Annotated in this window: 16 protein-coding genes; 6 read left to right on the forward strand and 10 right to left on the reverse strand. The window is 63.8% G+C overall.

The genetic code is table 11. From position 1 onward, the window contains the following. Positions 1–2 precede the first annotated feature (2 nt). Genes LDZ24_RS19265 through LDZ24_RS19275 form a run of 3 tightly spaced genes read right to left on the reverse strand, consistent with a single transcriptional unit; the run spans position 3 to position 3,062 of the window. A complete protein-coding gene (locus tag LDZ24_RS19265; protein ID WP_248322792.1) occupies positions 3–740 on the reverse strand; it encodes an amino acid ABC transporter permease in 738 nt (245 codons plus the stop codon). Between the two features lie 37 nt (positions 741–777). Next, positions 778–1,680 (reverse strand): glutamate/aspartate ABC transporter substrate-binding protein, encoded by a 903-nt coding sequence (locus tag LDZ24_RS19270; RefSeq protein ID WP_256465403.1) that lies wholly within the window; start codon positions 1,678–1,680, stop codon positions 778–780. A gap of 41 nt (positions 1,681–1,721) precedes the next feature. Then, positions 1,722–3,062 carry a hypothetical protein gene (locus tag LDZ24_RS19275; RefSeq protein WP_248322793.1) on the reverse strand — a complete coding sequence of 447 codons (1,341 nt, stop codon included), beginning with the start codon at positions 3,060–3,062 and terminating at the stop codon, positions 1,722–1,724. A 149-nt stretch (positions 3,063–3,211) separates the two neighbouring features. Between LDZ24_RS19275 and LDZ24_RS19280 the strand changes: the two genes are divergently transcribed. Continuing rightward, on the forward strand, positions 3,212–4,123 hold the full coding sequence (locus LDZ24_RS19280) for a LysR substrate-binding domain-containing protein (RefSeq protein WP_248322794.1): 912 nt from the start codon (positions 3,212–3,214) through the stop codon (positions 4,121–4,123). Positions 4,124–4,151: 28 nt separating this feature from the next. On the opposite strand, the gene rarD is transcribed toward LDZ24_RS19280, so the two are convergent. Next, positions 4,152–5,120 carry an EamA family transporter RarD gene (gene rarD, locus LDZ24_RS19285; protein WP_248322795.1) on the reverse strand — a complete coding sequence of 323 codons (969 nt, stop codon included), beginning with the start codon at positions 5,118–5,120 and terminating at the stop codon, positions 4,152–4,154. A 286-nt stretch (positions 5,121–5,406) separates the two neighbouring features. On the opposite strand from rarD, the gene egtD reads away from it, so the two are divergent. Beyond that, positions 5,407–6,375 (forward strand): L-histidine N(alpha)-methyltransferase, encoded by a 969-nt coding sequence (gene egtD / locus LDZ24_RS19290; RefSeq protein ID WP_248322797.1) that lies wholly within the window; start codon positions 5,407–5,409, stop codon positions 6,373–6,375. Between the two features lie 19 nt (positions 6,376–6,394). Here egtD and LDZ24_RS19295 read toward each other — a convergent pair whose 3' ends face one another. The 5 genes from LDZ24_RS19295 to LDZ24_RS19315 all read right to left on the reverse strand — a co-directional run bounded on the left by LDZ24_RS19295 (position 6,395) and on the right by LDZ24_RS19315 (position 12,557). Next, positions 6,395–6,691: an acylphosphatase gene (locus tag LDZ24_RS19295; protein WP_175942315.1), complete on the reverse strand. Its 297-nt coding sequence runs from the start codon at positions 6,689–6,691 to the stop codon at positions 6,395–6,397. 85 nt (positions 6,692–6,776) lie between these two features. Beyond that, complete coding sequence (locus tag LDZ24_RS19300; protein ID WP_248322798.1) at positions 6,777–7,916, reverse strand: hybrid sensor histidine kinase/response regulator; 1,140 nt, start codon at positions 7,914–7,916, stop codon at positions 6,777–6,779. A gap of 39 nt (positions 7,917–7,955) precedes the next feature. After that, positions 7,956–8,555 (reverse strand): chemotaxis protein CheB, encoded by a 600-nt coding sequence (locus LDZ24_RS19305; protein ID WP_248322799.1) that lies wholly within the window; start codon positions 8,553–8,555, stop codon positions 7,956–7,958. 2 nt (positions 8,556–8,557) lie between these two features. Continuing rightward, entirely contained in the window at positions 8,558–9,394 is an 837-nt protein-coding gene (locus LDZ24_RS19310; protein ID WP_248322801.1) for a protein-glutamate O-methyltransferase CheR, read from the reverse strand. 16 nt (positions 9,395–9,410) lie between these two features. Then, positions 9,411–12,557, reverse strand: coding sequence for a response regulator (locus LDZ24_RS19315; protein ID WP_248322802.1), 3,147 nt, complete (start codon positions 12,555–12,557; stop codon positions 9,411–9,413). A gap of 173 nt (positions 12,558–12,730) precedes the next feature. Here LDZ24_RS19315 and hpnA point away from each other — a divergent pair, with 173 nt between their 5' ends. The 3 genes from hpnA to LDZ24_RS19330 all read left to right on the forward strand — a co-directional run bounded on the left by hpnA (position 12,731) and on the right by LDZ24_RS19330 (position 17,067). Continuing rightward, complete coding sequence (gene hpnA, locus LDZ24_RS19320) at positions 12,731–13,741, forward strand: hopanoid-associated sugar epimerase (protein ID WP_248322804.1); 1,011 nt, start codon at positions 12,731–12,733, stop codon at positions 13,739–13,741. A gap of 276 nt (positions 13,742–14,017) precedes the next feature. Further along, entirely contained in the window at positions 14,018–16,264 is a 2,247-nt protein-coding gene (locus tag LDZ24_RS19325) for an NADP-dependent isocitrate dehydrogenase (protein WP_248322805.1), read from the forward strand. A gap of 221 nt (positions 16,265–16,485) precedes the next feature. Continuing rightward, positions 16,486–17,067 (forward strand): hypothetical protein, encoded by a 582-nt coding sequence (locus tag LDZ24_RS19330; protein WP_248322806.1) that lies wholly within the window; start codon positions 16,486–16,488, stop codon positions 17,065–17,067. A gap of 18 nt (positions 17,068–17,085) precedes the next feature. Here LDZ24_RS19330 and LDZ24_RS19335 read toward each other — a convergent pair whose 3' ends face one another. Further along, positions 17,086–18,288, reverse strand: coding sequence for a glycosyltransferase (locus LDZ24_RS19335; protein WP_248322807.1), 1,203 nt, complete (start codon positions 18,286–18,288; stop codon positions 17,086–17,088). A gap of 457 nt (positions 18,289–18,745) precedes the next feature. Between LDZ24_RS19335 and ispH the strand changes: the two genes are divergently transcribed. Continuing rightward, positions 18,746–19,717 (forward strand): 4-hydroxy-3-methylbut-2-enyl diphosphate reductase, encoded by a 972-nt coding sequence (ispH, locus tag LDZ24_RS19340; protein WP_248322808.1) that lies wholly within the window; start codon positions 18,746–18,748, stop codon positions 19,715–19,717. The last annotated feature ends 4 nt before the right edge of the window (positions 19,718–19,721 follow it).

Here is a 19,721-nt window from a genome sequence, read left to right on the forward strand (position 1 = left end):
GGTCAAGTCTCCATTGAACCGGGCACGGTGTTCAGCCGACGCAGCCAGCCCATGCCCCACAAGATCACGAAGTTCAGCGCCACGTACGCGAGCGTCACGCAGATGAACGACTCATACGGCTGCGCAGTGTAATCGACGAGTTGCCGCGCCTGTCCCGACAGTTCGAGCAGACCGATTGTCGATGCCACCGCCGAGTTCTTGGAGATGATTAGAAACTCCGACGTCAGTGGCCCGGCTATCGTGCGAAGCGTCATGGGCAGCAGAACATGTCGATAAGCCTGCGGACGCGTGAGTCCCAGCGCGAGCGCGGCGTGAAGCTGTCCAGGCGGGCGCGCCATCAATCCCGCGCGCACCTGTTCGCAGATGCGCGAACCGGTGTAGACGCCGAGCGTGAGCACCGATGCGCTCATGAACTGCACATTCGGCGAGAGCTCCTTGAGCCAGTCGCCGAACGCGGTCGGCAGCCACTCCGGCAACGCGAAGAACCAGATGAAGAACTGCACAATCAGCGGCACGCCGCGAAAGATCGATACATAGATCGCAGCGGCCGCTCGAGCGGCGCGATTGGGCAACGTGCGCATGACCCCGACTGCCACGCCGATCGCCAAGGCGAGCATGAACGCGAGCACCGTCAGCACGACCGTGTTCAGCAGGCCCGAGACGAGCCAGTCGAGATAGACCTCTGGCTCGCCCGTCGCCACAGGCTGAAAGAGCACGCGCCAATTCCACGAGTAACCCATCTTTCGTCCGCCTTTGCAGAACGCCCTGTCGCGCCGTTCACGAAGCCGGCTTGTCGCTCGGCTGCGCGAACAGCGCCTGCACTCGCGGCGACATCTGGAAGTCGAGATTGATCTGCTTGGGCGGAATCGGCTGCGTGAACCAGCGCGCGTAGATGCGGGCGGCTAGTCCGGACCTTTGCGCGTCGGCGATGGCCGCGTCCATCACGGCCTTCATCGGCGCATCGTTCTTGCGCAGCATGCACCCGTAGACCTCGTAGGACTGAGGCGTGCCGACGATCTCGTAGTCGTCCGGATGCGGCGACTTCGCGCGCTCGCCGGCAAGCAAGGCGTCGTCCATCATCATGGCTTTCGCGCGTCCCGTCGATAGCATCATGAAGGACTCCGAATGGTCCTTCGCGCTGATGATCCTCATGTTCATCGACTTGTCGACGTTCAATCGGCGCAGGATTTTCTCCGACGTCGTGCCCGCCCCGACGACGACGGTCTTTCCGTCGAGGTCGGCAAAATCTCTGATACCCGCGGACTTTTTGACGAGCAGGCGCGTGCTGATCGCAAAGAAGCTGTTGGAGAACGCGACCTGCTGCGCGCGCTCCGCGTTGTTCGTGGTGCTCGTGCATTCGAAGTCGATCGTGCCGTTCTGCAAGAGCGAGATGCGGTTCTGCGACGTGATCGGAATCATGCGCACCGTCAGTTCGGCGAGCTTCAGTTGAGACTTGATGCGTTCGACAATGAGATTGGCGAAATCGATCGAATAGCCGATCGGCTTTTGCTGCGCATCGTAGTAGGACAGCGGAATCGACGCATCGCGATAGCCGATGGTGACGGCGTGCTCGATGCGGATCTTTTCGAGCGTGCCGGTGGCCGCCGGCTCGGCGGCAAGCGCACCCGCCATCCATGTCAGCATCAAGATGCTGGCCGCCCACCAATAGTGTCGTTCCATGTTGGTCTCCATGAACCGTGTCGCGTGTGGCGCGCGCGCTGCTATCGGCCGCGCGCGCCCGTGATCGGCGAAACATCGATCACGTACATCTGACGCATGCCTTCGTGCACCGAGTCGATGCAAACGGCCCTGCCGTCGCGGCTCCAGCGCGGATGCAAATCGCAGCGGTTTTCCTTCCCGAGGTCGGGCGTCGCGTAGAACTCGCCGACGTCGATGCGCACGCCGTCGCGCACATCGAAAAGAAACAGAGCGCGCTTGTTGCTGTGCGCGTCCGGATAGGTATCCGAGACGAGCCAGCGCGAGTCGACCGGAGAGAACGACATGTGGCCGTTTTCGCTGAGCACGTCGCGGCCCATCACGGCTACGTTGCCAGCGTCGCTGTCTTCGTAGAGGTGGTAGTGAATCTCGCCGGCATGCGGACTCCACGCGATAATGTGCGAGTCGTCGCGCCACAGCGGATGCGAAATCTGATGCTCCGACTTCTCATAGTCGAACATGCCGACGACCTTCGGATCGAAAGACCTGCCGATTTGCGGAAGCGGATGGTCCGAGCATTCGAGCAGACGCATGTCGGAACCGTCCGGATTCATCGTGATCAGGCGATGCAGGAAGCAGGTTTCATCCTCCACGCGCTCGGTCCAGCGATGCAGAAACACCACGCGCGACGACGAAGGATTGATCTCGATGTGGCTCACCCAATGAATGGCGTGCTCCATCGATAACTTCGGTTGAAAGCGGCGCAGCGCAGCGTAGCTCACGAGGAGCGTCGCCCCGCCTGTCGGGAGATCCATGCGGTATATGCCGTCCGTGGCGGGCGCGCGCAGCATGGTGAGCGGTCCATCGTGCACGCTGTAGCCGATGGTTTCGTGCGTGACGAAAAGACGCCGGTAGTCGACGCATAGCGCGTAGCGACTATCTGGCGCCGTCACATAGACGGGCATCGGCAACGCTTGCTTCGCGCCCGTGTCGAGATCCAGGATCGTGGCGCCGAAGCCTGGATAACGCGCGGACATGTCACCCGTGCGCACGTTGTAGATGACCTTGCGGCCGGGCTCGCCGTCCAGCCATTGCAACTGGGAGCCCATTTGCCAGTTCCAAGCGCCCGTCGTATCGAAGGCGTGAAAGGCCGCATCGTTCTGCAAGTCGAAGCAGCCGACCTCGACTTGGAGTTCCGGTGTGAGCGGCGCATTCATCATGGCGGCCCGATGTGCCAGCACGTATCGCCCGGTGCGGTCCCATGCCGTCTTGTTGTAATAGCCGAAGAAGTGATGTGCCGTGCCATCGCCGAGGCGGCTGACCGTGCACGGTCTAACGAAGGCGGGCGCGGCGGACGTTACGGCTCCGGCTTTCGTGACGGCCGGATTGGCATGAAGCGAATGCATCGGCCAGTCCCTTGACGAAAATTAGACGTCAGGATATCGCTGCAACTCGAACCTATAAAATTCGAATTTGTCGCGATGCTATTCAGTTTCGACATAGGCCTCTCGCGCGCGACGCGCGATGCATCTTCGTTCGACAGATTGCGAAACACATGACCCGACCGTTGAATTTTCAGCTCATCCAGGCGTTTCGCGCCGTGATGCAGAAAGGCACCACGACAGGCGCAGCAGCGATGCTCAACACGACGCAGCCTTCCATCAGCCGCCGCCTTGCGGAGCTTCAAAGCTTCTCGGGACTCACACTGTTTGAAGTGCATCATGGCAGGCTGAGACCGACGAGCGAAGGCAAGCTGCTGTACAAGACCATTCAAAAGCACTTCGATGGGCTCGAGAAGATCGAGTCCGTGATATCGCTGCTGCGCAAGTCGGGCACGGGCGCGCTCTGCCTCGGCTGCACGCCCACGCTCGGAGTAGGGCTACTGCCGGAGGTCGTTCGGGCCTTCAGGGCGCAGTTTCCCGACACGTACATCAACATCCAGACGCTCGCCACGACGCAACTGACCGACTTGCTGCGCCAGGATCTGTTCGATCTCATTCTGACCACGGGCAAGCTCGACGAGCACGACTTCGAAACGACCATCGTGAAGACGATGCCCGCCGTATGCGTGCTGCCGCCGGGGCATCGGCTCGAAAGCGAATCGGTGGTGCATGTGCGGATGTTGCGATCGGAGCCGCTGCTTTCGCTCGGCGAGATGGACGACCTCACGATCGATATCGAGAACGTGCTCCTCGCGCACGACATGCCAGCCGAGTTCTCGATCCAAACGACATCGTCGATCACGATCTGCGCGCTGGTGGCGGCCGGCAACGGCGTAGGCATCGTGAACCCGTATGTCGCCAACACGTATGCGGGGAAGTTGTCGATCCGGCCGCTCATGCCGTCTATCGACGTTCCTGTGCGCATGGCCATGCCTTTGCACACGGCTCCGTCTCTGCTCGCGCGCCGTTTCGTCGAAGCCCTCCATGCGCATCTGCATACGCTCGGCGCGGAAGTGTGCGAGTAAAGATGCGGCGCGACCTGTAGAGGACCGCTTAGTCGACGCGCTCGGCACCCGTTTCGTGTTCGACGCTCGCGTGATGTTCGCTCATCGGCAACGCGGCCTTCGACGCCCGCTCGCGCAGCAAGAGCCGCGCGCTATGCACAGCGGTCAGCGCGACCGCGATCCATATCGGCCCATAGGTTCCTAGCTGGCTCGCAGTGAACGGTTCGCCGAGCAGCAAGACCGCGACAGCGACGAGCAACACCGGTTCGACATAGCCGAGAATGCCGAACAGCACGAGCGGCAGATAGCGGCTTGCCCGCAGATACGAGCCCAGCGCAATGGTGCTCAACGCGCCGAGGCCCGGCAGCAAGACACTCCATAGAAGCGGCGAATCCGCGACGACCGCGAACGAACCACGCACGATCAGCGCGATCACGCAGAACGGAGCCAGCATCATCATTTCGATGACGAAGGCCACGAGCGGATCGACGTTGAGCCGCCGCCGCAGCATGAAATACGGCGGATAGCCGAGCGTCACGACGAGCGTGGGCCATGCGAAGGCACGCGTTACGAAGAACTCGTGCGCCACGCCGAGCGCAGCCGCGGCCACGCCCGCCCATTGCAGCGCGTCGAGCGGCTCGCGGTAGTAGAAGCGCCCGATCAGCACCATCGCGAGTGGCAACAGAAAATAGCCGAGCGATACTTCCAGCGCGCGTCCATGCACCGGCGCCCACAGGAATATCCATAGCTGCACGCCGAGCAGCGCTGTCGAGACGACGAAAGCCGCGAGCAGGCGCACGTTTCTGGCGAGGTTCGCCACGAGCGAGCATAATTGCGGCCATCGCCCGGAGAGCGCCACGAGCAGCAGCGCACCCGGCAGCGTCCAGACGATCCGCCATGCAAAAATGTCGAGTCCGTCGAGCGGCGCGAGCCATTTCGTATAGCCGGACAGGAGCGCGAACAAAGCGGAAGCGGCGACGGAAAGCGCAATGCCGCGTCCGAGGACATGCTGATTCATCGAATAAGCGCGAAGCGCCGAGTGGTTGCGTTGGCCGGCGAAGCGGAAGAACTGCGCATTCTAAACGTCGTATCGCGCGAACACCGGCGCATGAACCGCGAATAGGTCTGAACTCGCTGCACCGGAACGTTGTCTTAAACCGTCTACGCCCACGGGCAATCCAGAAGTCCACAGAAAGTCGAGCAACGCGCGAAGCCGCCGCTCACGTCATTGCATCAGCAGCATCCGAACGCCGTGCCCGATTCACGCGAGCACGCGAAGAAAACGCCGCATCGATGGAGACGTCATGACTCAAGCTGCCCCGTCGCCCCGCTTTTCCAGTGCCTTTGCCGAAGCCGTCCATGCCGGCTTGTCCAAGCGCCCGCAAAAAGAACTGCCTTCGATGTATCTGTATGACGAAGTCGGCTCTGCCCTCTTCGAAGTGATCACCGCGCTGCCCGAGTACGGTGTGACGCGCGCCGAAGAACGCGTATTGAAGGCGCACGCCACCGACATCGTGGCCGCGCTGCCGGGCAACGTGAAAGTCGCGGAACTCGGAAGCGGAAGCGGACGCAAGACGCGCCGCATTCTTGAAGCACTGTGTAAAAAGCAGCCGACCGCCTATTACCCGATCGAAATCTCGCGCACGGCTTTGCAACTGTGCCATCGCGAACTGGGCGATATCGAGCGCATTTCGATCGTGGGCTACGAACGCGACTATCTGGCCGGCCTGTCCGAAGTGAGCGCCCGGCGTAACGAGGGCGAGCGGCTGCTCGTGCTTTTTCTCGGCAGCACCATCGGCAACTTCGCGCGCCTTGCCGCCACCAAGTTTCTCCAGTCGATCCGCAGCATGCTCGAACCCGGCGATGCGCTTCTGCTCGGCACCGATCTGATCAAGCCGTTGCCGGTGCTGATCGCGGCCTACGACGATCCCATCGGCGTGACGGCGGCGTTCAATCTGAACCTGCTTGCGCGCATCAACCGCGAATTGCACGGCGACTTTCCACTCGACGCGTTCGAACACGTCGCGCGCTTCAATCCCGACGCGCGCAGCATCGAAATGCACTTGCGCGCGAAACGCCCGCTGACGGCGCGCGTGCGCGATGCCGGCTTGCACGTCGAATTCCGCGAAGGCGAAACCATCTGGACGGAAAGCAGCCACAAGTACGCGGCCGAAGAAGTCGCGCCGATTGCCATCGATGCGGGCTTCGAATGCACGCACCAATGGCGCGACGACGAATGGCACTTCGCGGAGAGCCTGCTGGTCGCGCGCTAAGCGTGCCGCTCAGTGTCGCTCAGTGCTGCTCGAAGCGTTCGTAGCGCTTTTCGACGTAACGCTCTTCGCTAAAAAAATCCGTGACGCGGGCATGCGGCGGCCCGCGTCGCAGCCATTCGAGCATCAGATCGACCTGATTCGCCGCGCCCTGAATGACGGCTTCCACCGAGCCGTCGTTGAGATTCGCGACATAGCCGCGCACGCCGAGCGCATGCGCGCGCCGCACCGTGTGATGGCGAAAGCCGACGCCCTGCACCACGCCTTTCACACGCACGTAATAGGTTTCGATCCTCGTATCGAGATCCGGGCCGGACATCATGCAATTCCTCGTGACTGATTCATACGCCGCATTGTAGTCACGCGCGCGAATCTGCGTGGACCGCGCATTCGGACTTGCGCGTTCAGCCGAGACGAAACGTCTGCGCGTTGTCGTCTCGATCGCCCGTAGTAGGACGCGCCACGCGAGGCAGCGTGACTTCGAAAATAGTGCCCGTCTCCGCGGACGAGCGCACTTTCACGTCGCCGCCGTGCATCCGCGCGATCTCCCGCGTGATGTACAGGCCGAGCCCGAGCCCGCCCGATTCATGCTGACGTCGCCCCGAGCGATAAGGCGCGAAGACGTTCGGCAGCACGTCGGGCGGAATCTCGCCCGCGTTCTGCACGATGATGCTGACGTCCTGCGCGCCGCCTTCGAGCCGCACTTGTATCGCGGCGCCTTCGAGCCCGTGCTGCAGCGCGTTGCCGATCAGGTTCGAGAACACTTGCGAGAGCAGATCGCCGTCGGCTTGCAAGAGCGTATCGCCCTGACGCAGCACGAAGATGCGTCCCTTGCCGACGCGCGCCTCGTATTCCTCGACGATATTCTTCGCGAGCGTGCTGAGTTCGACCGCTCGCGGCTGCAACGTCACGCGCCCGCCGCGCAGCCGCGCGAGGTTCAGCAACTGATCGACCATGCGGACCATGCGCATGCCGCTCGACTTGATGCGCGTGCCGATATTCGCGACGTTCTCGTCCTTCACGAAGCGTGACAGATATTCGGCCGACGCGATCACCGCCGACAGCGGCGTGCGCAGGTCATGACCGAGCACGGCCATCAGCATCTCGTTCGCATCGAGCAACTGCTGCACGGTGGCGAGTTGCGTCGCGAGTTGCTGCTTCTGCCGTTCGATCTGAATGAAGACATCGACTTTCGAATTGAGGATGCGCGAATCGAACGGCTTGTACAGGAAGTCCACCGCGCCCGCCTCATAGCCGCGAAACGTGCGGTTCGTATCCTGCGCCGTCGCGGTCAGGAAGATGATCGGCACGTGCGCGGTGCGCGGGCTGCCGCGCATGAATTCCGCGAGCTCGAAGCCATCCATGCCGGGCATGTTGACGTCGAGGATCGCGAGCGCCACTTCGTGCTTGAGCAGGAGTTCGAGCGCAGCCGGACCCGATTCCGCCTTCAGCACCGACAGATCCGGCCGCGCGAGCGACGCTTCGAGCGCGGTGATGTTGTTGCGGATGTCGTCGACGATCAGCACGTGAATGGGTTGCGTCATCTGGTGACTCCTTGCCTTCGTTGTTGCGTGTCGAACGTCTTATCGGCGCGCGCGCCCCGCGAGGCGCGCGACCATGTCGTTCAGCGTGAGAATGTCCTGCACCGCCCCTTGCGCGATGGCCCCGAGCGGCATCGCGGTCGCGGACGCCGTGTTCGGGTCCTGCGCCCAGCATAGGCCGCCCGCGTCGCGGATCGCGCGCGCGCCGCGCGCGCCGTCGTCGTTCGCGCCCGAGAGCACGATGCCGAGCAGCCGCTTGCCGTACGCATGCGCCGCCGATTCGAACAGCACGTCCACCGACGGCCGCGAGAAGCGCACCGGCGGATCCACCGACAGCGCGATGGCAGGCGGCTCGCCGCCTTCGGCCTCGACCATCATGTGATAACCGGGCGGCGCGAAATACACCGTGCCGGGCACGATCTCGTCCTTGTCGAACGGTTCCACCACGCGCAACCGGCAGCGTTCGGCGAAGAGCGCGGGCAAGAGGCTCGGCTGACCGTGCCGCACATGCACCACGATCAGCACCGGCGCCGCGAAGTCGCGCGGCAACTCGGGCAGCAGCAGGTTGAGCGCCTCGACGCCGCCCGCGGATGCGCCGATCACCACGGCGTCGAAGGCATCGGGGATGGCTGCGGGGCTCATCGCTAAACCTTCTGATAAAGCCGCTCGCGGGCGTTGAAATCCGCGAAGCGGTCGGTGTGTCTGGAGAAGCGCAGGCTTTCCTTGCTGCCGAGTCCGAGAAAGCCGCGCCGCACGAGCGAATCGCTGAAGAGTCCGAGCGCGCGATCCTGCAACGCGCGATCGAAATAGATCAGCACGTTGCGGCACGAAACCAGATGCGCTTCCAGAAACACGCTGTCGGTGGCGAGGCTGTGATCCGCGAACACGACGCGCGACTTGAGCGCCTGCGAGAACTTCGCCGCGCCGTATGCCGCGTGATAGTAGTCCGACAGCGAACGTTTGCCGCCCGCCGCAAGATAGTTCTGGCTGAAGCCCGCCATGCGCTCCAGCGGATAAATGCCGCTCTCGGCCTGCCGCAACGCTTCGGCGTTGATGTCGGTCGCATAGAACAGCGTGCGCTCCGCGATGTTCTCTTCGGCGAACAGCACCGCGAGCGACCATAACTCTTCGCCGCTGCTGCACCCCGCGACCCAGACCTTGATGGACGGATACGTCTGCAGAATCGGCACGACCTGCTCGCGTATTGCGCGGAAATAGCTCGGGTCGCGGAACATTTCGCTGACCTGCACCGTGAGGTACTGAAAGAGCCGCGCAAAGAGCGCCGGTTCGCGCAGTATGCGCTCCTGCAATTGCGAAAGCGTGGCGCACTCCAGGTCATGCACGGCCTGCGCGAGCCTGCGCCGCAGCGAACTCACCGAGTAATGCCGGAAGTCGTGCTGATACTTGAGATAGATGGCTTCGAGGAGCAGCTTCAGTTCGATGTCGAACGTGGCGTCTTCCTCGTGCTTGCTGTCGTTCATCGGGTCGAATGTCGGTTCATCGCTGCCGCAGCCAGACGCGGCATAACGACACGAGCTTATCCACGTCGATGGGCTTCGATATGTAGTCGTCCGCACCCGCCTCGAGACATTTCTCGCGATCGCTCTGCATGGCTTTCGCCGTCAGCGCGATGATCGGCAGGCGCGCGTGCTCGGGGTGCTTGCGAATTTCGGTCATCGCGGTGAGGCCGTCCATCTCGGGCATCATCACGTCCATCAGAACGAGATCGATGTCGTCGCGGCGCGCGAGCGCCTCCAGCGCCTCGCGTCCGTTGCGCGCGATTTCGAGCGTCGCGCCGAGCGGCTCGATTACGCGCGAAAGCGCGAAGATATTGCGCACGTCGTCTTCCGCGAGAAGGATGTTGCGGCCTTCGAACACGTCGTCGCGCTGGCGCGCCGCGCGCAGCATGCGCTGCTGCTCCGGCGGCAGCGCGCTTTCGACGCTGTGCAGGAACAGCGTGACTTCGTCGAGCAAGCGCTCTGGCGACTTCGCGCCCTTGATGATGATGGATTTCGAGTAACGGCGCAGACGCTGCTCTTCTTCCGCCGAAATCTGCCGGCCGGTATAGACGATCACCGGCGGCGACGCGTTTCCGCTGCTCGTGGAGACTTTCTCCAGCAACTCGTAGCCCGAGCCGTCGGGCAGCGCCAGGTCCATCACGACGCAATCGAACGGCGCGCGCTTCATCTCCTCCAGCGCCTCGGATATCGACCCGGCTTCCACGATGCCGACCGTCTCGCTCGCCAGCAACGCGTGAATGCTTTGCCGCAGCGCGGGGTCGTCCTCGACCACGAGCACGCGCCGCGCGCCCTGCGACGAACGCGCTTCCAGCTTGCGGATGGCCTGCGCGAGATCATCGCGGGCGCTCGGCTTGAGCGTGTAGCCGATCGCGCCGAGATGCAGCGCGACATCGGCGTGATCCGTGGCGGACACGATATGAATCGGGATGTGGCGCGTCATCGGGTCATGCTTGAGCCATTCGAGCACCGTGAGACCCGACTGATCGGGCAAGCCGATATCCAGCAGAATGCCGTTCGGTTGCATGGAGCGCGCGAGTTCGACGCCTTGCGTAGCCGTGGCAGCGTGCACGCAATCGAAGTCGAGTTCGTGCGCGAGGTCGTACAGGATATGCGCGAAACGCTGATCGTCCTCGATCACGAGAATCACGCGATCCGGCCGCTGACGTTTCGCGCGGTCATCGGCGATGCCTTGCGGCTCGGGCATCGCGGGAACCGGTTGCGGGGGAACCGGCGCCGGCGCCGGCGCTGGCGCCACGGCGCGCGGCGGCTCGATCGCAGCCGGTTCCGGCTCCTTCATGTGGCCGATGGTGTCGAGCTTCGCGGTCACGGTGCCTTCGCGCGCGGCGATCGGCAGTGTCACAGAGAACACGCTGCCCCGGCCCACTTCGCTCGATACGCCGACCGAGCCGCCCAAGAGCCGCGAGAATTCGCGCGAGATCGACAGGCCGAGGCCGCTGCCGCCGTATTTGCGGCTCGTCGTGCCGTCCGCCTGCTGGAACGCCTGGAAGATGAGGTCTTGCTTGTCGCGCGGAATGCCGATGCCCGTATCGCGCACTTCGAAGCGCACCGCGTCGTCGCCCGCGCGCTGCACGGCGACGGTCACGCTGCCGCGCTCGGTGAACTTGAACGCGTTGGACAGCAGATTGCGCAGCACTTGCAAAAGGCGCTGACTGTCGGTGACGAAGTACTGCGGCACATCCGCGCCGATTTCGGTGATGAACGAAAGCCCCTTGGTTTCGGCGACCGGCGTGAACGATTGCCGCAGCGCCTGCATCAGCGATTCCACGGCCGTCGGCGCGAACTGCACGTCCATCTGGCCGGCTTCGACCTTCGACAGATCGAGAATGTCGTTGATGAGGGAAAGCAGATCGCTATTGGACGAGTGAATGGTCGCGGCGTAGCGCACCTGCTCGTCCGTCAGATTGCCCTGCTTGTTGTCCTGAAGCAGCTTTGCGAGAATCAGCGAGCTATTGAGCGGCGTGCGCAACTCGTGCGACATGTTCGCGAGGAACTCGGACTTGTACTGGCTCGCGCGCTCCATTTCCAGCGCGTTGGCGGTCAATTCCTGCTGCGCCTGAAGCAGTTCGGTCTTCTGCCGCTCCAGATGCTGCGCGTGCTCTTCGAGCTGCACGTTGGTCTGTTCGAGCTCGGCCTGCTGCTGTTCAAGACGCGCCTGCGAGTCTTGCAGCGCGCGGCCGCGTTCCTCCAGTTCTTCGTTCGACACGCGCAGTTCTTCCTGCTGCACCTGCAACTCTTCGCTCTGGCGCTGCGTTTCTTCGAGCAATTCGACAAGCCGCATGCGATACCGCGCCGAGCGCATCGCCATGCCCATCGCTTCGCCGGCCATTTCGAGCAGCACGCGCGCGTCGTCGAAGCGGCCCTCGTCGCCGACGAAACCGACTTCGATCGCGCCCGCCACATCGCCATCGGCGTAAAGCGGCGACACGATCACGCGCGATGCCGCCGCCGCGCCGAGCGCCGATCCCGCCTTCAGATAATGCGCGGAGGCATCGCGAAGCTGAAGCACGCGCTTGTCGACGATTGCTTGTCCGACGAGCCCCTCGCCGCGCGCGATGCGGCGCGGCGCGCCGTTCTCGTCGGGCAGCGCCCAGGCCGCGATGCGTTCGAGCGTCTCGCCTTCGAGGGCGTAGACTACGCCGACCTTCGCGTTCACATACGGAATGAGAGAACGCAAAATGCTGACGCCGATGGACGCCGGAGACTGCTCGCCGCGCAATTGCAGACTCATCTGCGCGACGCCTTCCTGCAACCAGGCGGTGCGTTGTACCGCGAGCCGCGATTTGATATACAGATGCGCCACGATCGAAAGCACGAGCAGCACGAATATGCCCATCGCGCGATTGAGTTGCAGCACTTCGCGGCTGGCGACGGAGTCTCCCGTGGAAAGCGCGTAGCCGAGAATCATCAGCACCGACGCCGCGCCGGCGGTAATCATCGGCACGACCGGGCGGTTGATCCACATGCACAGCACGACCGGCAACACGTAGAACACCCAGATCGCGACGCGCATGGGCGTCAGCACATCGACGGCGAACACCAGCGCAAGAGAAATCGCGATGGCGAAGTAGATCCACAAGGAGTGGTTGCGGTTGTCCTGAGGCATCGTTGACCAGTAGTGTGTCCGTTTCGCGAAGGCCGCGCGCCCCGCAGCAGGCACGGACCATAGCACGAGCCGCAACGCCTTGTCACATCGGCTCCGGCGGCGATTCGCGCAGCCATTTCGGCGCGGCACTTGTTACGAACGATCGCGCGAAGAGCGCATCCAACGAGGTAAGAATGACAGATATATCCGGCTCTCGCGTGCTCATCACCGGCGCTTCGGGCTTCGTCGGGTCGGCGCTCGCGCGGCTCGCCATCGAACGCGGTTTCGACGTGCGGCTGCTCGTGCGCGCGACGAGTCCGCGCAAGAACGTGGAGTCGCTCGACGCGGAAATCGTCGTCGGCGACATGCGCGACGAAGCGTCGATGCGCGCGGCGCTCAAGGGCGTGCGCTATCTCTTTCACGTCGCGGCGGACTATCGCATCTGGGCGCCGGACCCGAGCGAGATCGAGCGCGCGAATCTGCAAGGCACCGAGGCCACGATGCGCGGGGCGCTGGCGGAAGGCGTCGAGCGCATCGTGTACACGAGCAGCGTCGCGACGTTGAAGGTGACGAGTTCGGGCGCGATCGTCGATGAAACGAAGCCGTCGGATGCGGCGAGCACCATCGGCGCGTACAAGCGCAGCAAGGTGCTGGCCGAGCGCGCGGTGGAACGGATGGTCGTGAACGACGCGCTGCCCGCGGTCATCGTCAATCCGTCGACGCCCATCGGCCCGCGCGACGTGCGTCCGACGCCGACGGGGCGCATCATCGTCGAGGCGGCGACCGGCAAGATTCCCGCGTTCGTCGACACAGGGCTGAACCTCGTGCATGTCGATGACGTCGCGAACGGCCACTTCCTCGCGCTGGAACGCGGCAAGATCGGCGAGCGCTACATTCTCGGCGGCGAGAACCTGCCGTTGCAGCAGATGCTCGCGGATATCGCCGGACTCGTCGGCCGCAAGCCGCCGACCATCAAGCTGCCGCGCGGGCCGCTGTATCCGCTCGCCATCGGCGCGGAGATGTTCGCGAAGATGAGCGGCAAGGAGCCGTTCGTGACCGTCGACGGCCTGCGGATGTCGAAGAACAAGATGTACTTCACGTCGGCGAAGGCGGAAGCGGAACTGGGCTATCGGGCGCGACCGTATCGCGAAGGCTTGCGCGACGCGCTCGACTGGTTCCGGGCAAACGGCTATCTAGACGCGTGAGCCGGCCGGGCGCAGTCCGTCGATCGCCTGCAACGCACTCTTGTATAAGACCCAAAAATTCTAAGTCATTGAAATAACGGAGAAAGGCCCGTTTTCTGATGCTTCGGCGAGCGATTTTGCGCACGCGACGCCCGCAAAATCAGGCAAAATAGCGGACTGATGCCGGAAGGCGCGAGCAACCATGTTGCGTGCGGCCGCAGCGCGCGAAAGCGCCCGCGCAGGTCCACAGCAGCCGGCGGTCCTTTTTCAACCCGTTTCTGGATGTCGAGACAAGCGATGAGTAATCAGCAACCCACCATCATCTACACCCTGACCGACGAAGCTCCGCTGCTCGCGACCAGCGCCTTTCTGCCGATCATCCGCACGTTCACCGCGCCGGCCGGCGTGAACGTGGAAACCAGCGACATTTCGCTCGCCGGGCGCATTCTCGGCGAATTTCCCGAATTCCTGACCGAAGAGCAGCGCGTTCCGGACAACCTCGCCGAACTCGGCCGCCTCACGCAGCTTCCGGACACCAACATCATCAAGCTGCCGAACATCAGCGCGTCGGTGCCGCAGCTCGTCGCCGCGATCAAGGAACTTCAGGGCAAGGGCTACAAGGTGCCCAACTATCCGGAAGAGCCGAAGAACGACGAAGAAAAGGCCATCGCCCAGCGTTACTCGAAGTGTCTCGGCAGCGCGGTGAACCCGGTTCTGCGCGAAGGCAATTCGGACCGCCGCGCGCCGCTCGCCGTCAAGAACTACGCGAAGAAGCATCCCCACAGCATGGGCGAATGGAGCATGGCGTCGCGCACGCACGTCGCGCACATGAAGCACGGCGACTTCTATCACGGCGAAAAGTCCATCACGAACGACAAGGCGCGCGAAGTGCGCATGGAACTCGTCACGAAGCGCGGCGAAACCATCGTGCTGAAGCCGAAGGTCAAGCTGCAGGAAGGCGAGATCGTCGACAGCATGTTCATGAGCAAGAAGGCGCTCATCGCGTTCTACGAAGACCAGATGGAAGACGCGCGCAAGACCGGCGTCATGCTCTCGCTGCACGTGAAGGCGACCATGATGAAGGTCTCGCACCCGATCGTCTTCGGCCACGCCGTAAAGGTGTTCTATAAAGACGCGTTCGCCAAGCACGCGAAGCTCTTCGAAGAACTGGGCGTGAACGTCAACAACGGTCTCGTCGATCTGTACTCGAAGATCGAGGCTCTGCCGGAATCGCAGCGCGATGAAGTCATCCGCGACCTGCACGCGTGCCACGAGCACCGTCCGGCACTGGCGATGGTGGATTCGGCGAAGGGCATCTCGAACCTGCACGCGCCGAACGACGTGATCGTGGACGCGTCGATGCCCGCGATGATTCGCGCCGGCGGCAAGATGTGGGGCGCCGATGGCCGCCCGCAAGACACGAAGTGCCTGATTCCGGAAAGCACGTTCGCGCGCATCTATCAGGAAATCATCAACTTCTGCAAGACCAACGGCGCATTCGATCCGCGCACGATGGGCACGGTGCCGAACGTCGGCCTGATGGCGCAGAAGGCCGAAGAGTACGGCTCGCACGACAAGACCTTCGAGATTCCGGAAGACGGCACGGCGCGTATCGTCGATAACGCGACGAACGAGGTCATCGAATCGCTCACGCAGCAAGTCGAGCAAGGCGACATCTGGCGCATGTGCCTCGTGAAGGACGCGCCGATCCGCGACTGGGTGAAGCTCGCCGTCACGCGCGTGCGCAATTCGGGCATGCCGGCCGTGTTCTGGCTCGACCCGTACCGTCCGCACGAAAACGAGCTCATCAAGAAGGTCGAGAAGTACCTGAAGGATCACGATACCGAAGGGCTCGACATTCAGATCATGTCGCAAGTGCGCGCCATGCGTTACACGCTCGAACGCGTGATCCGCGGCCTTGACACCATTTCGGTGACCGGCAACATCCTACGCGACTACCTGACCGACCTGTTCCCGATCATGGAACTCGGCACGAGCGCGAAGATGCTATCCATCGTTCCGCTGATGGCGGGCGGCGGCCTGTATGAAACGGGCGCGGGCGGCTCGGCGCCGAAGCACGTGCAGCAGCTGGTGCAGGAAAACCACCTGCGCTGGGATTCGCTCGGCGAGTTCCTCGCGCTGGCCGTGTCGCTGGAAGAGCTCGGCATCAAGAGCAACAACGCGAAGGCGAAGCTCGTCGCGAAGGCGCTCGACGCCGCCACCGGCAAGCTGCTCGACAACAACAAGGGCCCGTCGCCGAAGACCGGCCAGCTCGACAACCGCGGCAGCCAGTTCTACCTCGCCATGTACTGGGCGCAGGAACTGGCGAACCAGACGGAAGATCGCGAACTGGCCGAGTTCTTCGCGCCGCTCGCAAAGAGCCTGGCCGAGAACGAGCAGAAGATCGTCGAGGAACTGACGGTCGTGCAGGGCAGCGAAGCGGATATCGGCGGCTACTACAAGCCGGAAGACGCGAAGCTCGCCGCCGTGATGCGTCCGAGCCAGACGCTCAACGCCGCGCTCGCACAGGCGCAAACGAAGTAACGCAGCAACGAGCGCGGGCGGCATGCCCGCGCTCACCATCGCGTTGGCGTTCGGCGCCAACGCGATTTCTTTTCGAGCGCCTTTTCGCGGCGTTCAGTCCCAGCGGCATTCAGCCCCGCGCCGTTTCAACGCATTTGGTTACAACGTGTGCCGGCTCGCAGGAAGGGGAGCAGGTAAAATTCTTGCCCTCGCTGCCAGCTTCGCAAGACATCCAACTTCGCATGAATCTACATGACCAGCTCGGCGCGCTGGAGTCGAGCCTCGATGCGCTCCTCCGGGCCGCCACCGTTCCTGCTGTTACCGGCGCTGCCGCTCAGTCTGCCGCTGCATCTGTCGCTGCGTCCGCCACCGACGATATCGCCGAGCCGCCCGCGCCGCTGCCGCCTCGCGCGGACGAGTTCGAGGACACCGCGCTCGCAGCCGCCGACGCTCAGAAGCAAGCGCTCGCCGAAGCGGACTCCGAGCCCGAGTCCGACGCGCCGCCCGCGCTGACCGTTTCGCGCCCGGACCGCGACACCATTCAGATGACCATCGCGGGCAAGTCCGTGCTGCTGAATCCGCAGGGCGTGTCGGAGTTGATCGAGGAGTTGTCGAACGTGCGGGCGTCGATGTCGGTGGAACAGCCGATGGGCGTCGCGCCCGGCTGGCGCTTCGCGGCGACGAAGAACCCGGTGATGGCGGTGCAGAAGCACGCGAACGGCGACCGCCTGCTGATCATGCGGCACACGGGTCACGGCTGGGTGCCGTTCACCTTTTCGCCGGACATGGTCGTCGAACTGTACGCAATGCTGACGCGGCGATAAGTCCGCGCCGCCGCCCGATCAAGAACCTTCCTGCGTCGGCGCCTGAACGCGCGCCTTCCACTGACCGCCCTTGCCGCTCCAGTAGCGGACGGCCGAACCGACCGTCGCCGAGACATAGAACAGCGCGACGAGCGGCAACAGCGGCGCCCACAACAACGACCGCCGGTAGTAACGCAACATCGGCCCATAGGCGATGCACATCATCGCCCAGGCCGCGCAAGCGGGCCATGCGCGCGCGCCCCACGTCAGCGCGAAGACCGGCGGCACCAGATAGATCAGCGCCATGCCGAGCACCGTGCCGGCCAGCAGCAGCGGCGAATAGCGCAACTGCGTGAACGCGGTGCGCGCGATCATGTTCCAGATTTCGCGCCAGTCGTCGTACGGGCGCAGCGACTCGCTGCGGTCCGCGAGATCGAGGCGAATGGGGCGCGCGTCCGCTTTGCCCGCGCGATGCTTGATGCGCAGCGCGAGACTGCAATCGTCGATCAGTTCGCCGCGAATCGATTCGATGCCGCCCGCCTCCGCCAGCGCCGAACGGCGCACCAGCATGCAGCCGCCCGCCGCGCCCGCGGTCATCTTGCGTCTGTCGTTGACCCAGGCGAACGGGTACAGCTTCGCGAAGAAGAACACGAACGCCGGAATCAGCGCCTTCTCCCACGGCGAATCGCAGCGCAGGCGCACCATCAGCGAAACGAGATCGCGATCTTCCAGAATGGTACGCGCGACCAGTTGCGTCGCGGCATCGGCCGGATGGTAGATGTCGGCGTCGGTGAGCAGCAGGAATTCGGCGGGAAGGCCGAGCGTGTCGATCGCATTGATGCCCTGCGACTGCGCCCACACCTTGCCCGACCATCCCGGCGGCAGCGGCTTGCCCGTCAGCACGGTCAGGCGGTCTTCGAGGCCGAGATCGCGGGCCGCGGCGAGCGCGACGGCGGCCGTGCCGTCGGTGCTGTGATCGTCGACGACCACGACGTGGAACGCGCCCGCATAGTCCTGCTTCAGCAAGGAGCCGACCGCGCGGCCGATCACGTCGGCTTCATTGCGCGCGGGAACGACCGCGACGAGCGCGGGCCACGCGCCGCGTCGCGCGATCTCCGCTCGGCCGACGGCGTGCACCGCGGCATCCGAAAGCGCGGGCGCGGGCTGCGCGCGCCAGAAGCCACCTCGCGCAACGAGCAGCACGATCCAGATCAGCAATGACAGCCAGGCGATGAGTAACATGAATTTGACGATTAGCTTGAACCCGCGTGGCGGGCAGCGCACCCATGCGCGCGCGAGCATCGACCGCGCTTGACGGCGAAGCACGCGTTGCACGGAGGACACACGAATCAGGATGGCGGCGGCCTGCCGAAACCAGCCGCCGCGGATGTACACGGCGCGGGAAAACGCGATGCGGCACGCCTTCACGCCGTCCCGGGCGACCGACAGTTTAATGGCTTTGGCGCGCGGGCGTATCGACGTCGCGCCGCACGCGTTCGCCCGCGCCGCGCGGCGAGCGCTCAAAAAGGGAACGCGTTAGAATACGCGGTCAACCTCGGCGCGCAGACAAACTTACCGGGTCCTTCTGCCGGTGTGCTTTCAGGACGTTGCAGGCATTGCGAATGCAACGTCGATCGATCGAAGGCGTGAGTTGCGCGTCTATTACCCGAAACCCGCGCTAGTCGGAGTTCGCTCGAACATGCGTATCATCCTTGCTCAACCCCGCGGTTTTTGTGCGGGCGTGGTCCGTGCGATCGAAATTGTCGATCGCGCGCTCGAACGGCATGGCGCCCCGGTCTACGTTCGCCATGAGATCGTTCATAACCGGCACGTTGTCGACAACCTGCGTGGCAAGGGCGCGCGTTTCGTGGAAGAACTCGACGAAGTGCCGCAAGGCGCGGTCGCCATTTTCAGCGCGCACGGCGTGGCGCACAGCGTCGAGCGCGACGCCGAGGCGCGCGGTCTCAATGTGCTCGACGCCACCTGCCCGCTCGTGACCAAGGTTCACGTGCAGGGCCGGCAATATGTATCGCAAGGGCGCACGCTGATTCTCATCGGCCACGCCGGGCATCCGGAAGTGGAAGGCACCATCGGCCAGATTCCCGGCAAGGTGGTGCTCGTGCAGAGCGAAGCCGAAGTCGACACCATGTCGCTGCCGCCCGACACGCCGGTCGCGTACGTCACGCAGACAACGCTTTCGGTGGACGACACGCGCGGCATCATCGACGCATTGCAGCGCCGCTTCAGCGATATCGTCGGGCCGGACACGCGCGACATCTGCTACGCGACGCAGAACCGGCAGGCCGCGGTGCGCGAGTTGTCATCGCAAGTCGACGTGCTGCTCGTGGTCGGCGCGACCAACAGTTCCAATTCGAACCGTCTGCGCGAAATCGGCACCGAAAGCGGCGTGCCGAGCTATCTCGTCGCGGACGGTTCCGAGATCAAGCCCGAATGGTTTGCGCATGCGCAGACGGTCGGCATCACGGCGGGCGCTTCGGCGCCCGAAGAAATGGTCGAACATGTGATCGATGCCCTGCGCGCCTTCGGACACGTCGAAGTCACGACGATGAACGGCCGCGAGGAAAAGGTCGAATTCAAACTCCCCGCGAAGTTGCTGCAACCGCTCGCCGCGCTGTCGGCCACGGCGGCAACGGCGATTCGCGAAGAATAAGGAG

Origin of the sequence: Caballeronia sp. Sq4a (genome assembly GCF_023170545.1) — a bacterium.
Classification (GTDB): Bacteria; Pseudomonadota; Gammaproteobacteria; order Burkholderiales; family Burkholderiaceae; genus Caballeronia.